15 protein-coding genes are annotated in these 18,698 nt (G+C 70.1%); 5 read left to right on the forward strand and 10 right to left on the reverse strand.

Translation table 11 applies throughout. From position 1 onward, the window contains the following. Nucleotides 1-36: 36 nt before the first annotated feature. Nucleotides 37-1,542, reverse strand: coding sequence for an ABC transporter substrate-binding protein (locus C0012_RS04220; RefSeq protein WP_162621891.1), 1,506 nt, complete (start codon nucleotides 1,540-1,542; stop codon nucleotides 37-39). 170 nt (nucleotides 1,543-1,712) lie between these two features. Between C0012_RS04220 and C0012_RS04225 the strand changes: the two genes are divergently transcribed. After that, on the forward strand, nucleotides 1,713-2,318 hold the full coding sequence (locus C0012_RS04225) for a TetR/AcrR family transcriptional regulator (protein WP_110589606.1): 606 nt from the start codon (nucleotides 1,713-1,715) through the stop codon (nucleotides 2,316-2,318). Between the two features lie 246 nt (nucleotides 2,319-2,564). Here the strand turns inward: C0012_RS04225 and C0012_RS04230 are convergent, their stop codons facing one another. Next, the gene (locus tag C0012_RS04230) at nucleotides 2,565-3,041 is read right to left on the reverse strand and encodes a DUF2231 domain-containing protein (protein WP_110589605.1); all 477 of its coding nucleotides are present in this window, start codon (nucleotides 3,039-3,041) and stop codon (nucleotides 2,565-2,567) included. An 81-nt stretch (nucleotides 3,042-3,122) separates the two neighbouring features. Between C0012_RS04230 and C0012_RS04235 the strand changes: the two genes are divergently transcribed. From C0012_RS04235 to C0012_RS04245, 3 genes are all read left to right on the forward strand, one after another. Then, nucleotides 3,123-3,629: a sigma-70 family RNA polymerase sigma factor gene (locus C0012_RS04235; protein WP_110589604.1), complete on the forward strand. Its 507-nt coding sequence runs from the start codon at nucleotides 3,123-3,125 to the stop codon at nucleotides 3,627-3,629. Next, complete coding sequence (locus tag C0012_RS15795) at nucleotides 3,626-4,561, forward strand: zf-HC2 domain-containing protein (RefSeq protein WP_110589603.1); 936 nt, start codon at nucleotides 3,626-3,628, stop codon at nucleotides 4,559-4,561. Before C0012_RS04235 ends, C0012_RS15795 begins: the two co-directional genes overlap by 4 nt. A gap of 67 nt (nucleotides 4,562-4,628) precedes the next feature. Continuing rightward, a complete protein-coding gene (locus C0012_RS04245; RefSeq protein ID WP_110589602.1) occupies nucleotides 4,629-5,129 on the forward strand; it encodes a COG4315 family predicted lipoprotein in 501 nt (166 codons plus the stop codon). A gap of 174 nt (nucleotides 5,130-5,303) precedes the next feature. Here C0012_RS04245 and C0012_RS04250 read toward each other — a convergent pair whose 3' ends face one another. Both C0012_RS04250 and C0012_RS04255 read right to left on the reverse strand, forming a co-directional pair. Next, complete coding sequence (locus tag C0012_RS04250; protein WP_162621890.1) at nucleotides 5,304-6,191, reverse strand: hypothetical protein; 888 nt, start codon at nucleotides 6,189-6,191, stop codon at nucleotides 5,304-5,306. 349 nt (nucleotides 6,192-6,540) lie between these two features. After that, nucleotides 6,541-10,035, reverse strand: a complete 3,495-nt coding sequence (locus C0012_RS04255; protein WP_110589765.1) for a bifunctional proline dehydrogenase/L-glutamate gamma-semialdehyde dehydrogenase — start codon at nucleotides 10,033-10,035, stop codon at nucleotides 6,541-6,543. A 264-nt stretch (nucleotides 10,036-10,299) separates the two neighbouring features. On the opposite strand from C0012_RS04255, the gene C0012_RS04260 reads away from it, so the two are divergent. Then, nucleotides 10,300-11,232 (forward strand): LysR family transcriptional regulator, encoded by a 933-nt coding sequence (locus C0012_RS04260; protein WP_110589600.1) that lies wholly within the window; start codon nucleotides 10,300-10,302, stop codon nucleotides 11,230-11,232. A gap of 93 nt (nucleotides 11,233-11,325) precedes the next feature. Here C0012_RS04260 and C0012_RS04265 read toward each other — a convergent pair whose 3' ends face one another. The 6 genes from C0012_RS04265 to C0012_RS04290 all read right to left on the reverse strand — a co-directional run bounded on the left by C0012_RS04265 (nucleotide 11,326) and on the right by C0012_RS04290 (nucleotide 18,686). Beyond that, on the reverse strand, nucleotides 11,326-12,759 hold the full coding sequence (locus tag C0012_RS04265; RefSeq protein ID WP_110589599.1) for an ABC transporter permease: 1,434 nt from the start codon (nucleotides 12,757-12,759) through the stop codon (nucleotides 11,326-11,328). Beyond that, complete coding sequence (locus C0012_RS04270) at nucleotides 12,756-13,532, reverse strand: ABC transporter ATP-binding protein (protein ID WP_110589598.1); 777 nt, start codon at nucleotides 13,530-13,532, stop codon at nucleotides 12,756-12,758. The genes C0012_RS04265 and C0012_RS04270 overlap by 4 nt, the downstream gene beginning before the upstream one ends. Nucleotides 13,533-13,719: 187 nt before the next feature. Beyond that, the gene (locus C0012_RS04275) at nucleotides 13,720-14,370 is read right to left on the reverse strand and encodes a response regulator (protein WP_110589597.1); all 651 of its coding nucleotides are present in this window, start codon (nucleotides 14,368-14,370) and stop codon (nucleotides 13,720-13,722) included. Continuing rightward, nucleotides 14,367-15,563: a histidine kinase gene (locus C0012_RS04280; protein ID WP_232527769.1), complete on the reverse strand. Its 1,197-nt coding sequence runs from the start codon at nucleotides 15,561-15,563 to the stop codon at nucleotides 14,367-14,369. The genes C0012_RS04275 and C0012_RS04280 overlap by 4 nt, the downstream gene beginning before the upstream one ends. Before the next feature lie 62 nt (nucleotides 15,564-15,625). Next, nucleotides 15,626-16,240 (reverse strand): NUDIX hydrolase family protein, encoded by a 615-nt coding sequence (locus C0012_RS04285; RefSeq protein WP_110589596.1) that lies wholly within the window; start codon nucleotides 16,238-16,240, stop codon nucleotides 15,626-15,628. Between the two features lie 127 nt (nucleotides 16,241-16,367). Beyond that, entirely contained in the window at nucleotides 16,368-18,686 is a 2,319-nt protein-coding gene (locus C0012_RS04290) for a heavy metal translocating P-type ATPase (RefSeq protein ID WP_110589595.1), read from the reverse strand. Nucleotides 18,687-18,698: the final 12 nt, after the last annotated feature.

The following is an 18,698-nucleotide window of genomic DNA, read 5'->3' on the forward strand; positions in this document are numbered from 1 at the left end:
GGGCGGGGCGCAGCACGCGCCCCGCCACCCGGTCGATCACTCGGGAACGATGTCCCACAGGTTCGGAACGGCCTGACCGACCTTCTGCGTGGCGGTCGTGCCCGGGGCCGTGACGATGACCCCGTCGACGCGATAGATCGGCGCGAACCACGCCTGCTCCACGAGGTACTCGTTCATCTCCTGCGCTGCCGCGTCGGCATCCTCGCCACCGTGGCGCATGCGCTCGGCAAGCTCCTGCACCGTCGGGTCGGTGACGTGCTGCACGTTCCACGCGGCGCCGGGGGCGACGGCCTGCTCATAGGTCTGCCATGCGAGCGCTTCCTGGTTCAGCCCGAACTGGAACGCGCCCCACTTGCCGCCGAGCAGATCGCCGATGAACGTCGACCCGACCTCGTCGGCGACGAGCGTGATGTTCGACTCCGCGAGCATGCCCGAGACGAGCTCGTAGTCCGACGCCGGCGTGAAGCTCGTCTTGGGCTGCACGATCTCGACACCGTCGGGGTAGCCCGCCTCCGCGAGCAGCTCCTTCGCCTTCTCGGGATCGTAGGGGTAGCGATCCTCGAGATCCTCGTCGTACGCCTCGGTGTCGACACCGAAGATCTGGGTGGTCGGCTCGCCGTGTCCGCTCTCGATCGCCTCAAGGAGCGCATCGCGGTCGAGCGCGTAGTTGATCGCCTGGCGGACCTTCACGTCGCCGAGCGCTTCGTTGACCGTGCCCTCGCGGTCGGAGAGGATGAACCCCTTCCAGTTGACCGGCGCATGGTGCGCCGTGTATCCGGCAGCCTCCGCGTCGGGCAGCTGCGAGACGCTGTTCAGGTTCGAGTAGTCGACCTGGCTGTCGCGCAGGGCATTCTGCGTCGCGGTCGCGTCGGCGTAGAAGTTGATCGTGATCGAGTCGTAGTGCTGGGTCGACTCGTCCCAGTAGTCCTCGCGCGCCGTCAGCTCGTAGCGGGATCCGGGAATCGACGCCTCGAGATCGAGGACGTACGGACCGGATCCGATGGGCGTCGTCGCGGGATCGGTCGCGGCCGGGGACCCGACGACGCCTGCGTTCTGCGCGAGGTAGGCCTCGAGCCCAGGGTTGGGCTGCGAGAGCGTGATCGCGATCGTGTCCTCATCGACGGCCTCGACCGCGTCGACATCGGAGAGGTTGCCCGCGTTGGGTGCGGCCCCGTCTCGATAGGCGAGCACGCTCTCGGCGGCGACCTCGGCGGTCAGCTCCTCGCCGTCCGAGAAGGTGACGCCGTCACGCAGATCGAGCGTCAGCGTCGTCCGGTCGTCGTCCCACTCCCACGTCTCGGCGAGCCCGGGCTCGATCTCTCCTTCGGCGTTCATCCGCAGCAGGGTGTCGTAGACCGCCTGGAAGAAGAGCGCCTCGTTACCCCACGACCCTTCCGCGGGGTCCCAGGTCGAGACGTCGACGACCGCACCGAGACGGAGGTTCCCTCCGTCGTCGGACGAACCGTCGCCCGCCGATCCGTTCGATCCGCTGTCCGACCCGCCGGAGCAAGCCGTGAGAGTCAGTGCTGCGGCGGCCGCCACAGCGATTCCTGTGATCCGTCGATGCATCGTCGCATTCCTCTTTCACCGTCGAAGGCGCCGCGGGGATCCGCAGCTGAGGTGACGCTAGCACCAAAACTTATAGCGCTCAACATTTTCAATTTCGGCGAATTGCAACATTTTCATCACGCCGCCTGCTACCGTCGGCTCACATGAGTGGCTCACAGGTCGAGTACCGTCGCGGCGAGTACCGGAAGTCCGCCGCGCGGCGCGAGCAGATCCTCGAAGCGGCCTTCGCCGTGTTCTCCGAGCTGGGTTACACGGCGAGTTCGGTCAGCGAGATCTCCCGCCGCGTCGGCATGACGCAGACGGGCGTCCTGCACCATTTCAAGGGCGGCAAGACGGCCCTGCTGCAGGCCGTGCTCGACCGACGCGATGAAGAAGCGCAGCGCATCATCTCGGACAAACGGGGCATCGAGTTCCTGCGCTCACTCGCGCGAATCACCGAGACGCAGCTCGACAAGCGCGGCATGATCCAGGCCTACCGGATGCTGTCGACCGAAGCGATCAACCCCGACCACCCGGCCCACGAGCACTTCCGCGAGCGCCAGCAGATGGTGGTGAGGGGCGTCGAGAAGGCGTTCCGCGAGGCTGCGGAGGATGGAGACGCCCCCGCCGACCTCGATGCCCGCGCGGCAGCGCTCTCGTCACTCGCGATGACGGAAGGCCTCGAGGTGATGTGGCTCAACGGCTTCGACGTCGACATGGTCGCAGGATCCCGCCGCCACATCCAGCAGTTCCTGACGACCGAGCTCTGACCCGCCTCTCAGCATCACAACGCAGTCAATTCGGCACGACAGGGGCGAGAACAGGCCGAAGTGCGCCGCTGCGGGCCGGATTGACTGCGTTGTGTTGGAACAGCCACACTCTGCGTGCTGTGCTCCAGCGCACCCCCTGAGCGCGGCGCCCCCAACACAACGCAGTCGATTCGGCGGAGAGGTCGCCGAATCGGGCCGGATCCGTCTTCTCCAGCCCAGATCGACTGCGTTGTGTTGGAGCAGCCCTCATCCCCACACGGAGCGGGCGCCGGCCTCACCGATGAGGATCACGAGGACGGTGCTGCCCACCGCCACCACGATCGCGGCCGCGGCGAGCGCGACGGTGATCGCGCGGTGCGACACCGGGGGCCGCTCGCCGCGCGGCGCGGGGCGCCACCGGAACCACGCCCACTGCGCCACCGCGACGACGGCCAGCGCGATCGCCCACGGCGGGAGCATCCGGGCGAGGTCCTCGTGCGCGAGCACGGACGGCACCGGGCCGACATCGGCCTTCAGCGATTCCCCGGAAAGGAAGGTGAGGGGCATCAGCACCAGCACAACCAGGGCGAGGCCGGGCGTCACGACACCGAGTCGCCGTCGCGCGGCCGGCCAGATCGTGCCGACGACGAGCGCGAGCGCCGCAAGCGGCAGCAGCACGACGACGGCGTGAACGATGAGGGGATGCAGCGGCAACCCCATGACGTCGAGCTCGGTGAGGTCCATACTCGTGACACGAGCCCGCGCCCGCTCGAGTTCAGGTGAACCCCTGCGGGCCCCGCCTCGTGTCACCACAGGAGGTGGCAGATGCCGGACGACGACGCCGAGCGACTGGGCGCGCTCTTCGACGCCCATGCGGCGCCCGTGCGCCGATACGTCGTGCACCTCACGGGCGATGCGGCGGGTGCCGACGACGTCGTCCAGGAGACCCTGCTGCGGGCCTGGCGCACACCGAAGATCCTTGCCGAGGATCCGTCGTCCGTACGCTCGTGGATGTACACCGTGGCGCGGCACCTCGTCGTCGACGAGGCGCGCAGCGCGCACGCCCGGCATGAGAACGCCGTCGCGGATCCGCCCGACACCGCCGTGCGCGACGCGACGGACGCCGTCTTCGACGCGATCCTCATCGAGGAGGCACTCTGCTCGCTGAGCGACGCACACCGGATCGTCGTCGTCCGCGCCTACTACGGCGGATGCACCGTCGCCGAGATCGCGGCCGAACTCGACGTGCCTTCCGGCACCGTCAAATCACGCCTGCACTACGGACTGCGCGCCCTGCGCCTCGCGCTGCAGGAGAAGGGAGTGACGCGATGAGCCACCAAGAGCTCGCCGAGTGGGACGCCGCGTATGTGCTCGGGGCGCTCAGCCCGGCCGATCGCGCGCGATTCGAGGAGCACCTCGAGGAGTGCGGTCCCTGCCGCGCCTCCCTCACCGAGCTCGCGCCGCTGCCGGGGCTGCTGTCGCGCGTCCCGCGCGAGCGCGCGGAGGGGCTCGCCGCCGTCGGCGCGGATCCCGCAGGAGCCGCGGGATCCGATACGAACCCGACGGATCCGGACCACGCACATGCAAGCGTCGCGGGGCCTTCGGATACAGACGCGGGCGAGAACCTCCGGACCGCGCAGGGCGCGCACGACACGAGCGCGAATCCGGTAAGCATGGACGAAGTGCGAGGGCGTCCGACGGGTGCGCACGCACGGTCCCTGGGCGCTGTCCGGAAGGTGAATCCGTTGGAACCGGCGGTCCCGGGCAACGACGCGGACGCCCGCGCGCGGATCGTCGACTTCGCCAGCGCGCGTCATCGCCGCCGCCGCGTCGTCGGTGCGGTCGTCGGCGCGGCCGCGGTCGTGGCGCTCACTGCCGCGATCGCGATTCCGCTGCTGGTTTCGGGCGGCAGCCCCGAGGATCCGCCGGGCGACACGCTCGCGCTCGAGGCCGTCGTCGACGTGCCGGTCTCGGCGTCCGTCGCCCTCACCGACGTGCCGTGGGGTACGCGCGTCGACATGACATGCCGCTACGAGCAGATGCCCGGTGCCCCGGCCGACGGATGGGGATACGCCCTCGTCGTCGTCGCGGCCGACGGCACGGAGAGCGAGCTGTCCACGTGGCGCGCGTATGCCGGATCCACCGCCGAACTCAGCGCCGGAACGGAGCTCTCACCCGACGAGATCGCCTCGATCGAGGTGCGCTCGATCGCGAACGACGCCGTGCTGCTGCAGGGCGATCCGGCGGATGCGATCGGAGAGTGAACTCTCCGGCGAGGCACGTCGTGTTCCCCATGACGGACCATCGAGGTCCGGGTCGAGGAGACACGTCATGAATTCCATCGCAAGATCAGCCGCCGCGGGCGCCGCGATCGCGCTGGCGATCGGGCTGTCCGGATGCGGCGACATGTCCGGAACGTCGGGCGGCGGCTACGGGGCCCCCGCCGAGGACGAGCCCATGGACGATATGCAACAGACCTCACTCTCCACCGCTCAGTCCGATCTCGGCGAGATCGTCGTCGACGGTGAAGGCCTCACGGTGTACATGTTCGATCAGGACACGCAGGGCTCGGGCGAGAGCACGTGCGAGGGCGACTGCCTCGAGAACTGGCCCCCGGTCACGACCGAGCAGGATGCGACGGATGTCGCCGTCTCCGGCGTCACGGGCGAGATCGGCACGATCACGGGCACCGACGGATCCACCCAGCTCACCCTCGACGGCTGGCCGCTGTACTACTTCGCGGGCGACGCCGAGCCCGGCGACGTGGCCGGCCAGGCCGTGGGCGAGATCTGGTGGGTGCTGGCGCCCGACGGCGGCGTCGTCCGGGAGTGACCCCGACCGCCACATCACAACGCAGTCAATACGAGCGGCGAACCGCCCAGATCCCCCTCCGGGGCACTTCCCGCCTCAGATTGACTGCGTTGTGTGTTGGGCTGCTCGCGTATTGCGCGGGGCCCCACATCACAACGCAGTCAATCTGTCGCATGAGGCGGTGGCTCCACCCCGTCAGCGCCGGCGGCGTCGCGCTTTGACTGCGCCGTGTTGCTGGGGTCCGCGGACGAGGAGCCCGGATAGAGCGTCCAGGAGGAGCCCCGACTCCCAAGAGAGCTGGTTCGCCGTCGGCCTGAGCGTGGTGTACCCGAGCCTCGCGGCCGCGAGGTCTCGACGCCGATCGCGCTCCTGCATTTCCCACCCGCCGTGAAAGGCCCGGCTGTCGCACTCGACGATGATCCATCCGTCGACCACGAGATCCACACGCCCGACGCCCGCGATGTCGACCTGCAGCTCGACGCTGACGCCGAATGTGCGACAGAGCAGGCGGGCGAAGGTCTCGGGTCCCGCCTCGGCTCGTCCGTCGATGGCCGCGCGGATAGAGTGCCGGCGCAGCGGGATCATGGCGAAGACCGCGTCGAGCTGGTGCTCAGAGATGAAGCCGGTGTTCAGGGCGGAGTCGAGCGTCGCGATCGCGGGGCGTACGGGCTGACAGCCGACGGCCCGAGCGAGAGCGTGCACGGGATCCGCGAACAGAGAGTCGGCGTCCGATGGGTCGTCCCGCCAATGTACGACGATGCGGTGAGCCGTTCGGTCGAGCGGTGTGCCTCGCCGCCTGGGGGAACGGAGTCGGGAGCGATGGCGCGGGATCTGCACATGAAGCGAATCCTCCGCGGCGAACACATAGACATCGTTCTCGCGCAGCATCGACACGCAGTCGACCCGTCCGCCGACCCGCGCCGCACGCAGCACGCGATCCGAGTATTCACGTCGGACGTACACGTCTCGCCGCGCGTGGAAGAGGAGCCCGACGTCGACGCTCGCGCGGATGGTCTCACGCGTCATCCCGTCGGCACGTAGGTCTTGATACGAGTAGCTGCGCGGGATCTCCATGCTGGTCATGCCCCGAAACAGTGCTCTGTTTCGCCGTGCCGTGCAGGCGCTGAACCCCCGATTGTGGAGAAATCCGCCACATTCGGCGAATGTGAGCACGCTGACCTGCCATCACAACGCAGTCAATCCGACGCCAGGAAGGCCCGATCGCGCCGCTGCCGGCACGATCCGCACGGATCGACTGCGTTGTGTTGGAAGGGGGTGGAATCAGAGGATGACCGGACGGCGCTGTGTGAGCCACCGCAGCTTGCCGGCCCACAAAACACAACGCAGTCAATCCGACGCCGGGAAGGCCCGATCGCGCCGCTGCCGGCACGATCCGTACGGATCGACTGCGTTGTGTTGGGAGGGGTGGGGCTCAGCGGGCGACGAGGTCGCTTGCGCCGCCCGCGACGACCGGCACCTCGTAGCGGCGCGGGTTGCCGAAGCGGTGCGCCATGATCGACACGGCCTGCTCGCGCACGAACGGAAGCATCTCGACGCGTCCGGCCGACGTGACGTCGTGGCCGTAGATCGCGATGTTCGGCTCGCCCTTCGTCGCCTCGATGATCGGATCCGCGGATCCTCCGATGAGGCGGATCCGCGCCCCCGTCTCCGTGTACGACGCGGCACGCGCGGACCACGCTTCAGCGTCCTCGACGTGCGCGGCGACGCCGGCCTCCGCGAGGTACTCGCGCACCTCGCGCGGCAGCGGCTCGGCGCTCGAGACCGTGATGGGGGCGCCGATCCGCACACCCGCCGCGACGACGCGCACGAGCTCTGCGATGCGGGATCCCTCGTACCGCACGGTTACGGCCGTCGGCACGTAGCGCAGTACGTTCTGCTCGAGCTCGAGGCCCTGCACATCGCGCGCCACGCCGAACTCGTCGTGCCATGCGGCGATGTCGGTTCCCAGCGCCGTCTCGAGCCACTCGCGGTCCTCCGCGGGCACCGCCTTGGCGGCGCGGCGCACGGCCGCGTCTCGTGTGACCTCGCCCTCGACCGGCGCGTCGGTCCAGGTGCCGAGCCCGAAGAGGTAGCTCGGGCCGCCGGCCTTCGTGCCGGCGCCGACCGCCGACTTCTTCCAGCCACCGAAGGGCTGACGCTGCACGATCGCGCCCGTGATGACGCGGTTGACGTAGGCGTTGCCGGCCTGGATGGATCCGAGCCAAGTCTGGATCTCGTCGACGTCGAGCGAGTGCAGGCCCGAGGTCAGGCCGTATTCGACCGCGTTGACGATCTCGATGGCCTCCTCGAGCGTCTCGGCCTCGATGATGCCGGCGACGGGACCGAAGTACTCGGTCATGTGGAACTCGCTTCCGGGCTTCACGCCCTCGCGCAGGCCCGGCGTCCACAGCGCGTCGCCGAGCTGCTTCGGTTCGAGCAGCCACTTCTGCCCCGGCTCGAGCTCGGTCAGGCCGCGCAGCAGCTTGCCCTCGGCGGGCGCGATGACCGGCCCGATGCGCGCACCCTCGGTCCAGGGCATGCCTACCTCGTAGCCCTCGATCGCGTCGAGCAGCTGGCGACGGAACCGCTCGCTCTTCGCGACGGATCCGACAAGCACGATGAGCGATGCGGCCGAGCACTTCTGGCCCGCGTGGCCGAACGCCGAGTAAGCGGCGTCCTTCGCGGCGAGGTCGAAGTCGGCACTCGGCGTGACGATGAGCGCGTTCTTGCCGCTCGTCTCCGCGAGCAGCGGCAGTTCGGGACGGAACGAGCGGAACAGCTCGGCCGTCTCGTAGGCGCCCGTGAGGATCGCCTGGTCGACCGTCGGGTGCGACAGCAGCTGGGATCCCAGCTCGCGCCCCTCGAGCTTCACGAGGCGCAGGACGTCGCGCGGGACGCCTGCCTCCCAGAGCGCCTCCGCGATGACGGCACCGGTGCGGGCCGCCTGGCGTGCGGGCTTGAAGACGACGGCGGATCCTGCGGCGAGCGCCGCGAGGACGCCGCCTGCGGGGATCGCGGCGGGGAAGTTCCACGGCGGGATGACGGCCGTCACCTTTGCGGAGGTGTACTGGGCTCCGTCGACGTCGGCGAGTAGCTCGGCGCTGCGGGCGTAGAAGTGCGCGAAGTCGATGGCCTCGCTCACCTCGGGGTCGCCCTGCTCGACCACCTTGCCGCACTCGGATCCCATCACCTCGAGCAGGTCGGCGCGGTGCTTCTCGAGCGCGTCACCGGCACGGTGCAGGATCTCGACGCGCTCGGCGAGGGGGCGCGCGGTCCACGCCTCGGCGGCCGAGGCGGCGTCCTCGATGAGCCCGTCGAGCGCCTCGGGCTCGCGGATCGTCGCGTCCGCGAGAGTCGCGTTCCCGAGCTCGGACGCCTCCATGCGCGACCGGATCCCCGCGGCCCATTCGCGGTTCGCGGCGACGGCCGGATCCGTGTCCGGGGTGCCGTGGAACTCGCCACGGGGCCCTTCGGGCTGCGGCTGCGAGCGATCCATGACGCGGTTCGGCGTCGGCACCTCGGTCGGCATCATCTCGATCGAGGTGAGGAAGCGCTCCTTCTCGCGCTGGAAGAGCCGCTCGTCGCGGTCGAGGTCGAACACGGCCGACATGAAGTTGTCGGAGCTCGCGCCCTCTTCGAGACGGCGGATGAGGTATGCGATCGCCACGTCGAACTCGTCGGGGTGCACGACGGGCGTGTAGAGCAGCAGCTCGCCGACGTCGCGGCGCACGACCGCGGCCTGCTGCGTCGCCATGCCGAGGAGCATCTCGAACTCGACGCCCGATCCCGGCTCGATGCGGATGCCGCGCTTCTCGGAGAGGAGCTTCGCGAGCGCGATGTCGAAGAGGTTGTGGCCCGCGATGCCGATGTGCACATTCGCGATGCGCTCGGGCGTGAGGGCGTAGTCGAGCACCTGCTTGTACCCGGCGTCGGTGTGCTGCTTGGTCGGCCACGTGGCCATCGGCCAGTCGTGGGTTTCGGCGTCGACCTGCTCCATCGGCAGGTTCGCGCCCTTGACGACGCGCACCTTCACGGGGGATCCGCCGTTCGCGACGCGCTGCGCGGCCCACTCCTGCAGGCGCATCATGGCGCCGAGGCTGTCCGGCAGGTATGCCTGGAGGACGATACCTGCGCGCACCGTCTGGAACTCGTCGCGGTCGAGGATCCGCTGGAAGACGTCGAGCGTCAGGTCGAGATCCTTGTACTCCTCCATGTCGAGGTTGAGGAAGGTGTCGTTCTCGCGCGCGACGCGGTAGACCGGTGCGAGCGCCTCGACAGCCTCGTCGACGGCCTGATCGTGCGCCCAGAGGCTGTGCGGGGCGACGGTCGACGACACCTTGATCGAGACGTAGTCGACGTCGTCGCGCTCGATGAGGCGGATCGTGCCGGCCACGCGCTTCTCCGCCTCGCGCTGGCCGAGGATCGCCTCGCCGAGCAGGTTGACGTTGAGCCGGGTGCCCTCGCCGCCGATCTTCGCGAGGGCGGGGCCGAGCTTGTTCTCGCTCGCGTCGACGATGAGGTGACGCACCATCTCGCGCAGCACGCGGCGCGCGATGGGGACGACGATGTGCGGGAACGTCGTGGCGACGGATCCGCCGAGGCGGACGAGCCCGCGCAGGGGCGCGGGGAGGAACGCGGGAACGTTCTGCGCGACGCGACGGAAGTTGCGGGCCGAGACGTGGACGTCCTCGGGCTGCACGACGCCGTCGACGAACCCGACGGCGAAGTCGAGACCCTGGGGGTCGCTGAGCACGCCGGCGAGGTTCTTCGCGGCGGCATCGACCTTCTCGCCGCGGGCGGCTTCGAGCCACGTGCGGACCTGCGCGATCGCTTGATCGGCGAGCGCCTGATCGACGGCGGGATGCATAGCGGCTCCTGTCGTGTCTGGGGCCTGGAACTGCGCGTGGTTTCGCGGCTCGATGGTCATGAAGTTCACCTCTTTCGGGTCTCGGTCCCTCAATCGTGCGCCCTGTGAACCATCAGGTAAAGCACACAGTTTCGAAGGGATCCGTTCGGAAACTTCGAACGATCGCGAGAGATGCTATGGAACTTCCGGAGCACCGGTGCTGGCGGGGCACAGCTTCGCTCCTGGCGTTCCCGTCATCGCGAACGCGGTGCACCCATGGTGCTCCTCCGGACGCGCCGGAAACACCCCATGAACTCGAACGGATCCGTTCGCTACTGTCGAAGAATGAGCACGGGCTGGAGCACGCACCGACTGCTGCTGCTGCGCGAGCTTCAGTTGCGCGGCACGATCACGGCGGTCGCGACAGCGCTGAGCTACTCGCCGTCGACCGTGTCACAGCAGCTCGCCCAGCTCGAACGCGAGGTCGGCGCGCCCCTTCTGCAGGCCGACGGGCGCCGCGTGCGCCTCACGGCGCAGGGCGAGACCGTCGCGGCGCACGCGGCGAACGTGCTCGCCCTCGAGGAACGCGCCCGCGCCGACATCGACGTCGACAACCCCATGCCCGCGCCCGTCCGAATCGCCGCCCTGCAGACCTCGGCCCGCGCGCTGCTGCCGCGCATGCTCGACATGCTCGCCGTCACGCACCCCGGGATGCGCGTCGAGGCGTGGGTGCTGCCGCCCGAGGAGGGCCTGTTCGAGGTCGAGGCGCGCGGCTTCGACCTCGTGATCGCCGAGCAGTACCCCGGACACACCCGCGAGCACCGCGCGGGGCTCGACCGTGTGACGCTCGGCAGGGATCCCATCCGCCTCGCCGTCAGCCCCGACTCCCCCATCCGCTCGCTCGCAGACGCCGCCGCCGAACCGTGGATCATGGAGCCGATCGGCACCGCCGTGCGCACCTGGTCGGTGCAGCAGTGCCGCGGCGCCGGCTTCGAGCCCGATGTGCGCTACAGCGCCGCCGACCTCCTCGCGCAGGTGCGCCTCATCTCGGCAGGCCACGCCGTCGGCCTGCTGCCCGAACAGCTGCTCGCGGGCGACGAGAGCCCCGTGCGACTCATCGACCTTCCCGGCTCCCCCACCCGCGAGATCTTCACCGCCGCCCGCGAGTCCTCGAGTGATGCGAAGGGGATCATCGCGGTGCGCGACGCCCTCGCGCAGGCGTTCCACGACGCGACCGCCGTGTTCGAGGATCCGAACGCGATGCCGCACATCGATTAGGAATCCGCCTTCGCCGTCTGCCACCCCCGTATTGGGTCGCCAGAGAATGTCAGTCGCGCGGCACGCGCACTGGCATTCTCTGGCGACCCATGGTTACTCCACCGCGAGGGCCTCGACCGGCGAGATGCGGGTCGCGAGACGTGTGGGGGCGACGGCCGCGACGAACGTGAGGGCGGCCATCGCGGCGACGACGATCGCCACCGGGATCCACGGAACGGCCGGCAGCACCATGAGGCCGCCCTCCGGCACGGATCCCATCGTCGACTGGGCGCCCGCCCAGCCGTAGAAGATGCCGAGCACGAGACCGAGCGCCGTCGACGCGACCGTGATGTGCGCCGCCTCGAGCAGCACCATCCGCCGGATCTGGCCGTTCGACAGGCCGAGCGCCCGCAGCAGCCCCAGCTCGGTGCGGCGCTGCACGACGCCGATCGTGAGGAGGTTCACGAGCCCGACGGCCGCGATGATCGCGGAGAACGCGACGAGGCCCATCATCACGCCAGAGAAGGTGTCGAGGAAGGTCGAGAACCCCAGCTCCTCGGCTTCGTCGGCCGTGAGCCCGCCGAGGACGACGGCTTTCAGCGTCTCGCTCGCGACCGCGAACATCGTCACGAGCGTCACCCCGACGACCACGCCGATCGACATCCGGCTCGACCTCTCGGGATACCGCAGCGCGTTCTCGGCCGCCATGCGCGACGTCGCGGATCCGCCGAACGCGCGCCCCACGAGGCGCAGGACGGGCGGCATGACGGCCGTGGATCCCATCACGAGCGCCGTGAACGACAGCAGTCCTCCGACGAACGAGATCAGGACCGCGAGAGGGGTGAACAGCCCGGCGAGCACGCCTCCGATGAGCAGGAGGATCCCCAGCAGGGCGATCACGACCGCCACGCCGTTTCGCGCACGGCGTCCGCTCGCCTCCTCGTGCGTGCGTTCCACGGATCCGCCCAGCGCCTCGCGCGGGGTCACGGACAGGACGCGACGGGATCCGCCCCATGCGGCCGCCCATGTCGTCAGCACGACCGCCGCGGCGGGCAACAGCATCCACGCCGCCAGCGGGTCGCGATACGGCGGTGCGTCGATGAGCGCGCCCGCGGCGGCCGTGCCGGCGAAGGCGGCGCCGACACCGACGACGAGGCCGATCGCCGCGCCGATCGCGCCAACGACAAGGCCCTGGCCCGCGACGCGGCGGCGCTCGCCCCGCGCGGTCGCGCCGACGAGCCGCAGGAGGGCGATCTGCCGCGTGCGTCCCGCCACGATCGTGGAGAAAGTGTTGGCCGTGACGATCGCGCCGACGTACATCGCGATGATGATGAACACGCCGCTGAGGATCCCAACCATGGCCTGGACCGTGCCGCCCTCGCCGAGAGCGGACTTCGCGAGGAATCCGATGTACGCCGTCGCCGCGAGCAGCGTCACGCCGAAAGCCGACGACAGCGCCGCGACGAGGACGCTCGCGCCCATGCCGCGCTCGCGGAGGAAGCCGAAGGAGACGCGCCGGGAGGGCGCGTCGAGGGCGATAGCGCTCATGCCGCCGACCTCGCCTGCTCCTGCTCGGTGCGCAGCATGTGCGCGGAGATCTCGTCCGGTGTCTGGCGCGACTTGTCGGCGACGACACGGCCGTCGCCGAGGAACAGCACGCGATCGGCGTGGCTCGCCGCGATCGGGTCGTGCGTCACCATGGCGATGCTCTGGCCGCGCTCCCCGCTCGCTCGGCTCAGGAGTTCGAGCACTTCCCGGCCCGTGCGCGAGTCGAGGTTGCCCGTCGGCTCGTCCGCGAACACGAGATCGGGCCCCGTCGCAAGAGCGCGCACGATCGCGACGCGCTGCTGCTGGCCACCGCTCAGCTCGTGAGGACGGTGCGTGAGCCGTTCCTCGAGCCCCAGCGTCGCGACGAGATTTCGGATCCGCTCACTCTCGGCCACCGTCGGACGGCGCCCGTCGAGGTCGAACGGCAGGAGGATGTTCGCGCGCACATCGAGCGTCGGCACGAGGTTGAACGCCTGGAACACGAAGCCCACGCGGCGACGGCGCAGGAGCGTCAGCGCCTGGTCGTCGAGGCCCGTGATCTCGGTGTCGCCGATCCACGCGCGCCCGCTCGTCGGCTCGTCGAGGCCGGCCATGATGTGCATGAGGGTCGACTTGCCCGATCCACTCGGCCCCATGATCGCGGTGAACTCGCCGCGGCGGATCCCGACGGTGACGTCGTCGAGCGCGCGGACGGATCCGTCGCCCGATCCGTACGTCTTCGTGAGGTGCGTGACGCGGGCGGCGAGCCCGCTGCCTGATGTCGTGTTGTCCATGCCTTCGACGCTACGAACGGGGCGGGGCCGCCGTCATCGGGCCCCGGATTGATCCGCGTACACCGGAAGGATGACTCGGCCCCGCAACACAACGCAGTCAGATTCGACAGCCAGAGCCCGAAACCCGCTCCACCGCGGCACGTGCGCCGAAATTGACTGCATTGTGATGGCGGAGGGGCGGGCGGGGTCAGCCGGCGAGGCCGTGATCGTAGGCGAAGACGACGAGCTGCACGCGGTCGCGCAGCCCGAGCTTCGCGAGGATCCGGCTGACGTGCGTCTTCACCGTCGCCTCGCTGAGGAACTCCCGCGCCGCGATCTCCGAGTTGTTGAGGCCGCGCGCCGCGAGGGCGAAGATCTCCCGCTCCCGCTCGGTGAGCCGTCCGAAGTCCTCGGGCACGGGCCGGGTCTCCTCCGTGAACTGCTCGAACAGCTCGCGGGTCGCGCCGGCCGCGATGACGGAGGATCCGGCGTGCACGCCGCGGAGGGCGGCGAGGAGGAACTCGGGCTGGGCATCCTTCAGGAGGAACCCGCTCGCGCCGTTCCGGATCGCGCGCGCCGCGGCCTCGTCGAGGTCGAACGTGGTCAGCATCACGATGCGCGGAGGATCCGGCCGTTCGAGGATCGCGGCCGTCGCCTCGAGCCCGTCCATGACCGGCATCCGGATGTCCATGAGCACGATGTCGGGCCGCGTCTGCTCGACCATGCCGAGCGCGGCGCGCCCGTTGCCCGCCTCGCCGACGACCTGCAGATCGGGCTGCGAGTCGACGAGCATGCGCACGCCTGCACGGAAGAGCTCCTGGTCGTCGACGAGCGCGACGCGCACCGGTGCCTCGGTCATGTGTGCTGCCCTCCCTGTTCGCGCTCGGAGATCCCGCGGCCGTGTCCGGCCCACGGAATGTGGGCCCGGACGACGAACACCCCCTCGAGGTGCTCGACGTCGAGGCTCCCGCCTGCGAGCTGCGCGCGTTCGCGCATTCCGATGATGCCGTGCCCCGCGTGCTCCTGCTCGCGGCGCGCCCCCACCGCATTGCGGACCATCACGTCGACGGATCCCGGATACCAGGCGATCGCGACGTCCACGGCGCCCCCGTCGCCGTGCCGAAGGGCGTTCGTGAGGGCTTCCTGCAGGATCCGGTACACGGCGAGCTGCACGGCCGCGGGCACGTCGCCCCGCGGGGCCGGGTCGATGTCGACGACGAGTTCCACGCCCGCCTGCCGCACCTGCGCGAGAAGGGGATCGATGTCGGCGATCGTCGGCTGCGGCCCCTCGGCTTCGCGGTGCCGCAGCTGCGCGAGCAGCATCCGCACATCTGACAGCGCCGCGCGGGCCGTCTGCCCGATCGTGCCGAGCGCCTCGGTCGCAACAGACGGATCCGCGGCGGCCGCGTACCGCGCGCCGTCTGCCTGAGCGACGACGACGGCGAGCGAATGGGCGACGACGTCGTGCATGTCGCGGGCGATGCGCACGCGCTCGTGCTCGGCGTGAGCCTCGGCTTCGGCGAGCGACTGCGCCTCGCGGTTCTCGCGGGCGCGGCGCAGGGCCCGCACGAGGGCACCGATCGTCCACGAGAGGGCGAGTCCGAACAGCGCCATCCCGAACAGCGGCAAGAGCGCGGGGAGCATGCTCCACGTCGGCCCGTCGTTGTACACCCATCCGATCACGAAGAGGTAGAGCGTGATGGTGGCCGACCCGAGGCCAGCCGAGGCGAGGCCGAGCCACATCACGAGCCGCGATCCGTACGCCGCCGTCACGTAGAGGACGCCGAAGATCGCGAAGTTCGACGCCATCGGCGGGAGGCCGAGCAGCATCTGCACGACCGCGCCGACCCAGGCGATCCCAAGGGCGAGGGCGGGGCTGAACCTGCGGACGGCGAGCGCGCCCGCCATGAAGACCGCGATCACCGGGGCGAGCGCGCCGTTGCCGGCGGGAAAGACGCCGGCGAAAGCCGTCATCGCGAAGAACACGACCGCGATGGCGATGTCGATTGCGAGTCGGATCTTTCCGATGCGGCGGAAGGTCAAGCGGGGCACCTTCCCACGCTAGGAGATGACGGCCCCCGCCGCGTCCTCCGTGAGATGTATTCGCATGCCCGTCAGCGCAACGCGCCGACGCTCGCGAGCGCCTGCCGGATGAGCGTGCCGCGTCCGCCCTCCATCTCGGCCGAGAGCTCGTCGGTCGCGGCTTCGTCCGGGGTCATCCACGTGACCTCGAGTGCGTCCTGCCGCGGTTCGCACGTTCCGGTGACGGGCACGACGTACGCGAGCGAGACGGCGTGCTGACGATCGTCGTGGAACGGCGTGATGCCGGGGATGGGGAAGTACTCGGCGACGGTGAAGGGTGTCGGCTGCGGCGGAACCTGCGGGAATGCCATGGGTCCGAGGTCGTTCTCGAGGTGCCGGTAGAGCGCGTCTCGAACGGTCTCGCCGTGGCGCACCCTGCCGGACACGATCGTGCGCGTGAGCTCGCCCACGCTCGTCGAGCGCAGGAGGACGCCGACCTCAGTCACCTGCCCTGTCCCGTCGGTGCGCACGGGGACGGCCTCGACGTACAGCATCGGCAGGCGGCGCCGCGACTCGGCGAGCTCGACTTCGCTCAGCCAGGCCGGATTCGCGGATCCGCCGGGGACACCACCGAGCCCGCTGAGGTCGCTCGAGATGTCGTCCTCCGGCAGGTCGTCGGGGTCGGGATCAGGTGTGCGCACAGCCATGGCATCACGCTACTCGGTAGCGGTGTCGTCCGAGCGACGAGCAAGCTGACTGGCCCTGAAATCCACAAGTCTTCGCCAAGTCCGGTGCAATTCGCAGCGGACTCGGCGAAGACTTGTGGACATGCGGTCAGCGGAAGCGCCTCAACCGCAGGCTGTTCAGCACGACGAAGACCGAGCTGAAGGCCATCGCGGCGCCCGCGAGCATCGGGGCAAGCAGGCCGAGCGCGGCGACAGGGATCGCGGCGACGTTGTAGGCGAAGGCCCAGAACAGGTTGCCGCGGATGATCCCCAGTGTGCGGCGCGAGAGCCGCACGGCATCGGCGGCGACCCGCAGATCCCCGCGCACGAGCGTGAGATCACTCGCCTCGATCGCGACATCGGTCCCGGTTCCCATCGCCATGCCGAGATCGGCCTGCGCGAGCGCCGCGGCGTCGTTGATCCCGTCTCCCACCATCGCGACGCTGCGCCCCTCCGCCTGCAGCTCCTTCACGACCGACACCTTCTCGTGCGGCAGGACCCCGGCGATCACGCGCTCGATGCCCACCTCGGTGGCGACGGTCCGCGCCGGCTCCTCGGCGTCGCCCGTGACGAGCACGGGTTCGAGGCCGAGATCCCTCAGGGCGCGCACGGCCTCGGCGCTCGTCGGCTTGACGGTGTCGGAGACGGCGAGCACACCCCGCGCCTTCCCGTCCCACGCGACGGCGACGGCGGTCGCCCCCGTGCGCTGCGCTTCGTCGAACGCGGTGCGCAGCTCTGGCGTGAGAGACGCGGCCCAGTCGTCGAGCAACCGCGGCCGCCCGATCACGACGGCGCGCCCCTCGACGATGCCCTGCGCCCCCATCCCCTCGATGTTCCGGAAGTCGGTGACCGCCGGGCGAGGGTCGCCAGAATCGGCGAGTCCGGCGACGCCTGCACTGACGTTTTCTGGCGACCCACCCAGCGGCGCGGCAGGGTCGCCAGAATCTGCCAGTCCGGCGGCGCCTGCACTGACATTTTCTGGCGACCCACCCGCCGTCGCGATCGCGCGGGCGATGGGGTGTTCCGATCCGGATTCGAGGGCGGCGGCGATGCGGAGGATCTCGCTCGCCGATTCGCCGTCGGCGGGGATGACGCGCGCGAGCGCCATCTCCCCCGTCGTGACGGTGCCCGTCTTGTCGAGCACGATCGTGTCGATCCGGCGCGCGCGCTCGAGCGCGTCGGAGTCCTTGATGAGGATCCCCTGCTGCGCGCCGCGCCCCGTGCCGATCATGAGCGCGAGCGGTGTCGCGAGGCCGAGCGCGCACGGGCACGCGATGATGAGCACGGCCACGGCCGCCGTGAACGCGGCGGCGGCGGGCTGGCCGAGGAGCAGCCAGGTGACGAGCGTGCCGGCCGCGATCACGAAGACGATGGGGACGAAGATCCCCGCGACGCGGTCCGCGAGACGCTGCGCGCTCGCCTTCGACGTCTGCGCCTCTTCGACGAGCCGCGCCATCTGCGCCAACTGCGTGTCGGAGCCGACGCGTGTGGCCCGGATCACGAGCAGACCGCTCGCGTTGATCGTGCCGCCGGTGACGACGTCGCCCGGCGTGACCTCCTTCGGGACGGGCTCTCCCGTCACCATCGACGCATCGACGGCGCTCGTCCCCTCGACGATCTCACCGTCGGTCGCGATCTTCTCGCCGGGCCGGACGACGAACTCGTCCCCGGCGCGCAGGGCGGCGATCGGGATCCGCGATTCGGATCCGTCAGACGCGCGCACCGCGACGTCCTTGGCACCGAGATCCAGCAGCGAGCGCAGCGCGTCGCCCGCCCGCAGCTTGCTGCGCGCCTCGATGAACCGGCCCGCGAGGATGAAGGTCGTCACACCGGCGGCGGCCTCGAGATAGATGGATCCGGATCCGTCCGCGTCGTGCGCGAGCAGGGACCAGCCGTGCGTCATGCCGATCTCGCCCGCCGTGCCGAAGAGGAGCGCGTAGACACTCCAGCCGAGCGCGGCGATCGTGCCGACCGAGACGAGCGTGTCCATCGTCGCGGCGCCGTGGCGCAGATTCGTCCAGGCCGCGCGGTGGAAGCCTGATCCACCCCAGGCGACAACAGGCAGGGCGAGCGCGAGCGACACCCACTGCCACCCGGGGAACTGCAGGGGCGGGATCATCGCGAGGAGCACGACCGGCACCGTCAGCGCGATGTTCCATACGAGCCGCGTGCGGAGGCGCCGCAGGTGCGCCTCACGGTCGTCCTCCGCCTCCGGTTCGGGCACGGCGGCGCCGTATCCGGCGGCTTCGACCGTGCGAATGAGCTCGTCGGGAGTCATCGACTCGGGGTAGGCGACGTGCGCTTTCTCGGTCGCGTAGTTGACCTGCGCCGAGACGCCGTCGAGCTTCGTGAGCTTGCGTTCGATGCGACTCGCGCACGAGGCGCAGGTCATCCCCTGGATGTCGAGATCGAGTTCGGTGGTCCTCATCGGGATCCTTCC

The sequence above is a fragment of the Microbacterium suaedae genome (assembly GCF_003254645.1).
Taxonomy (GTDB): domain Bacteria; phylum Actinomycetota; class Actinomycetes; order Actinomycetales; family Microbacteriaceae; genus Microbacterium; species Microbacterium suaedae.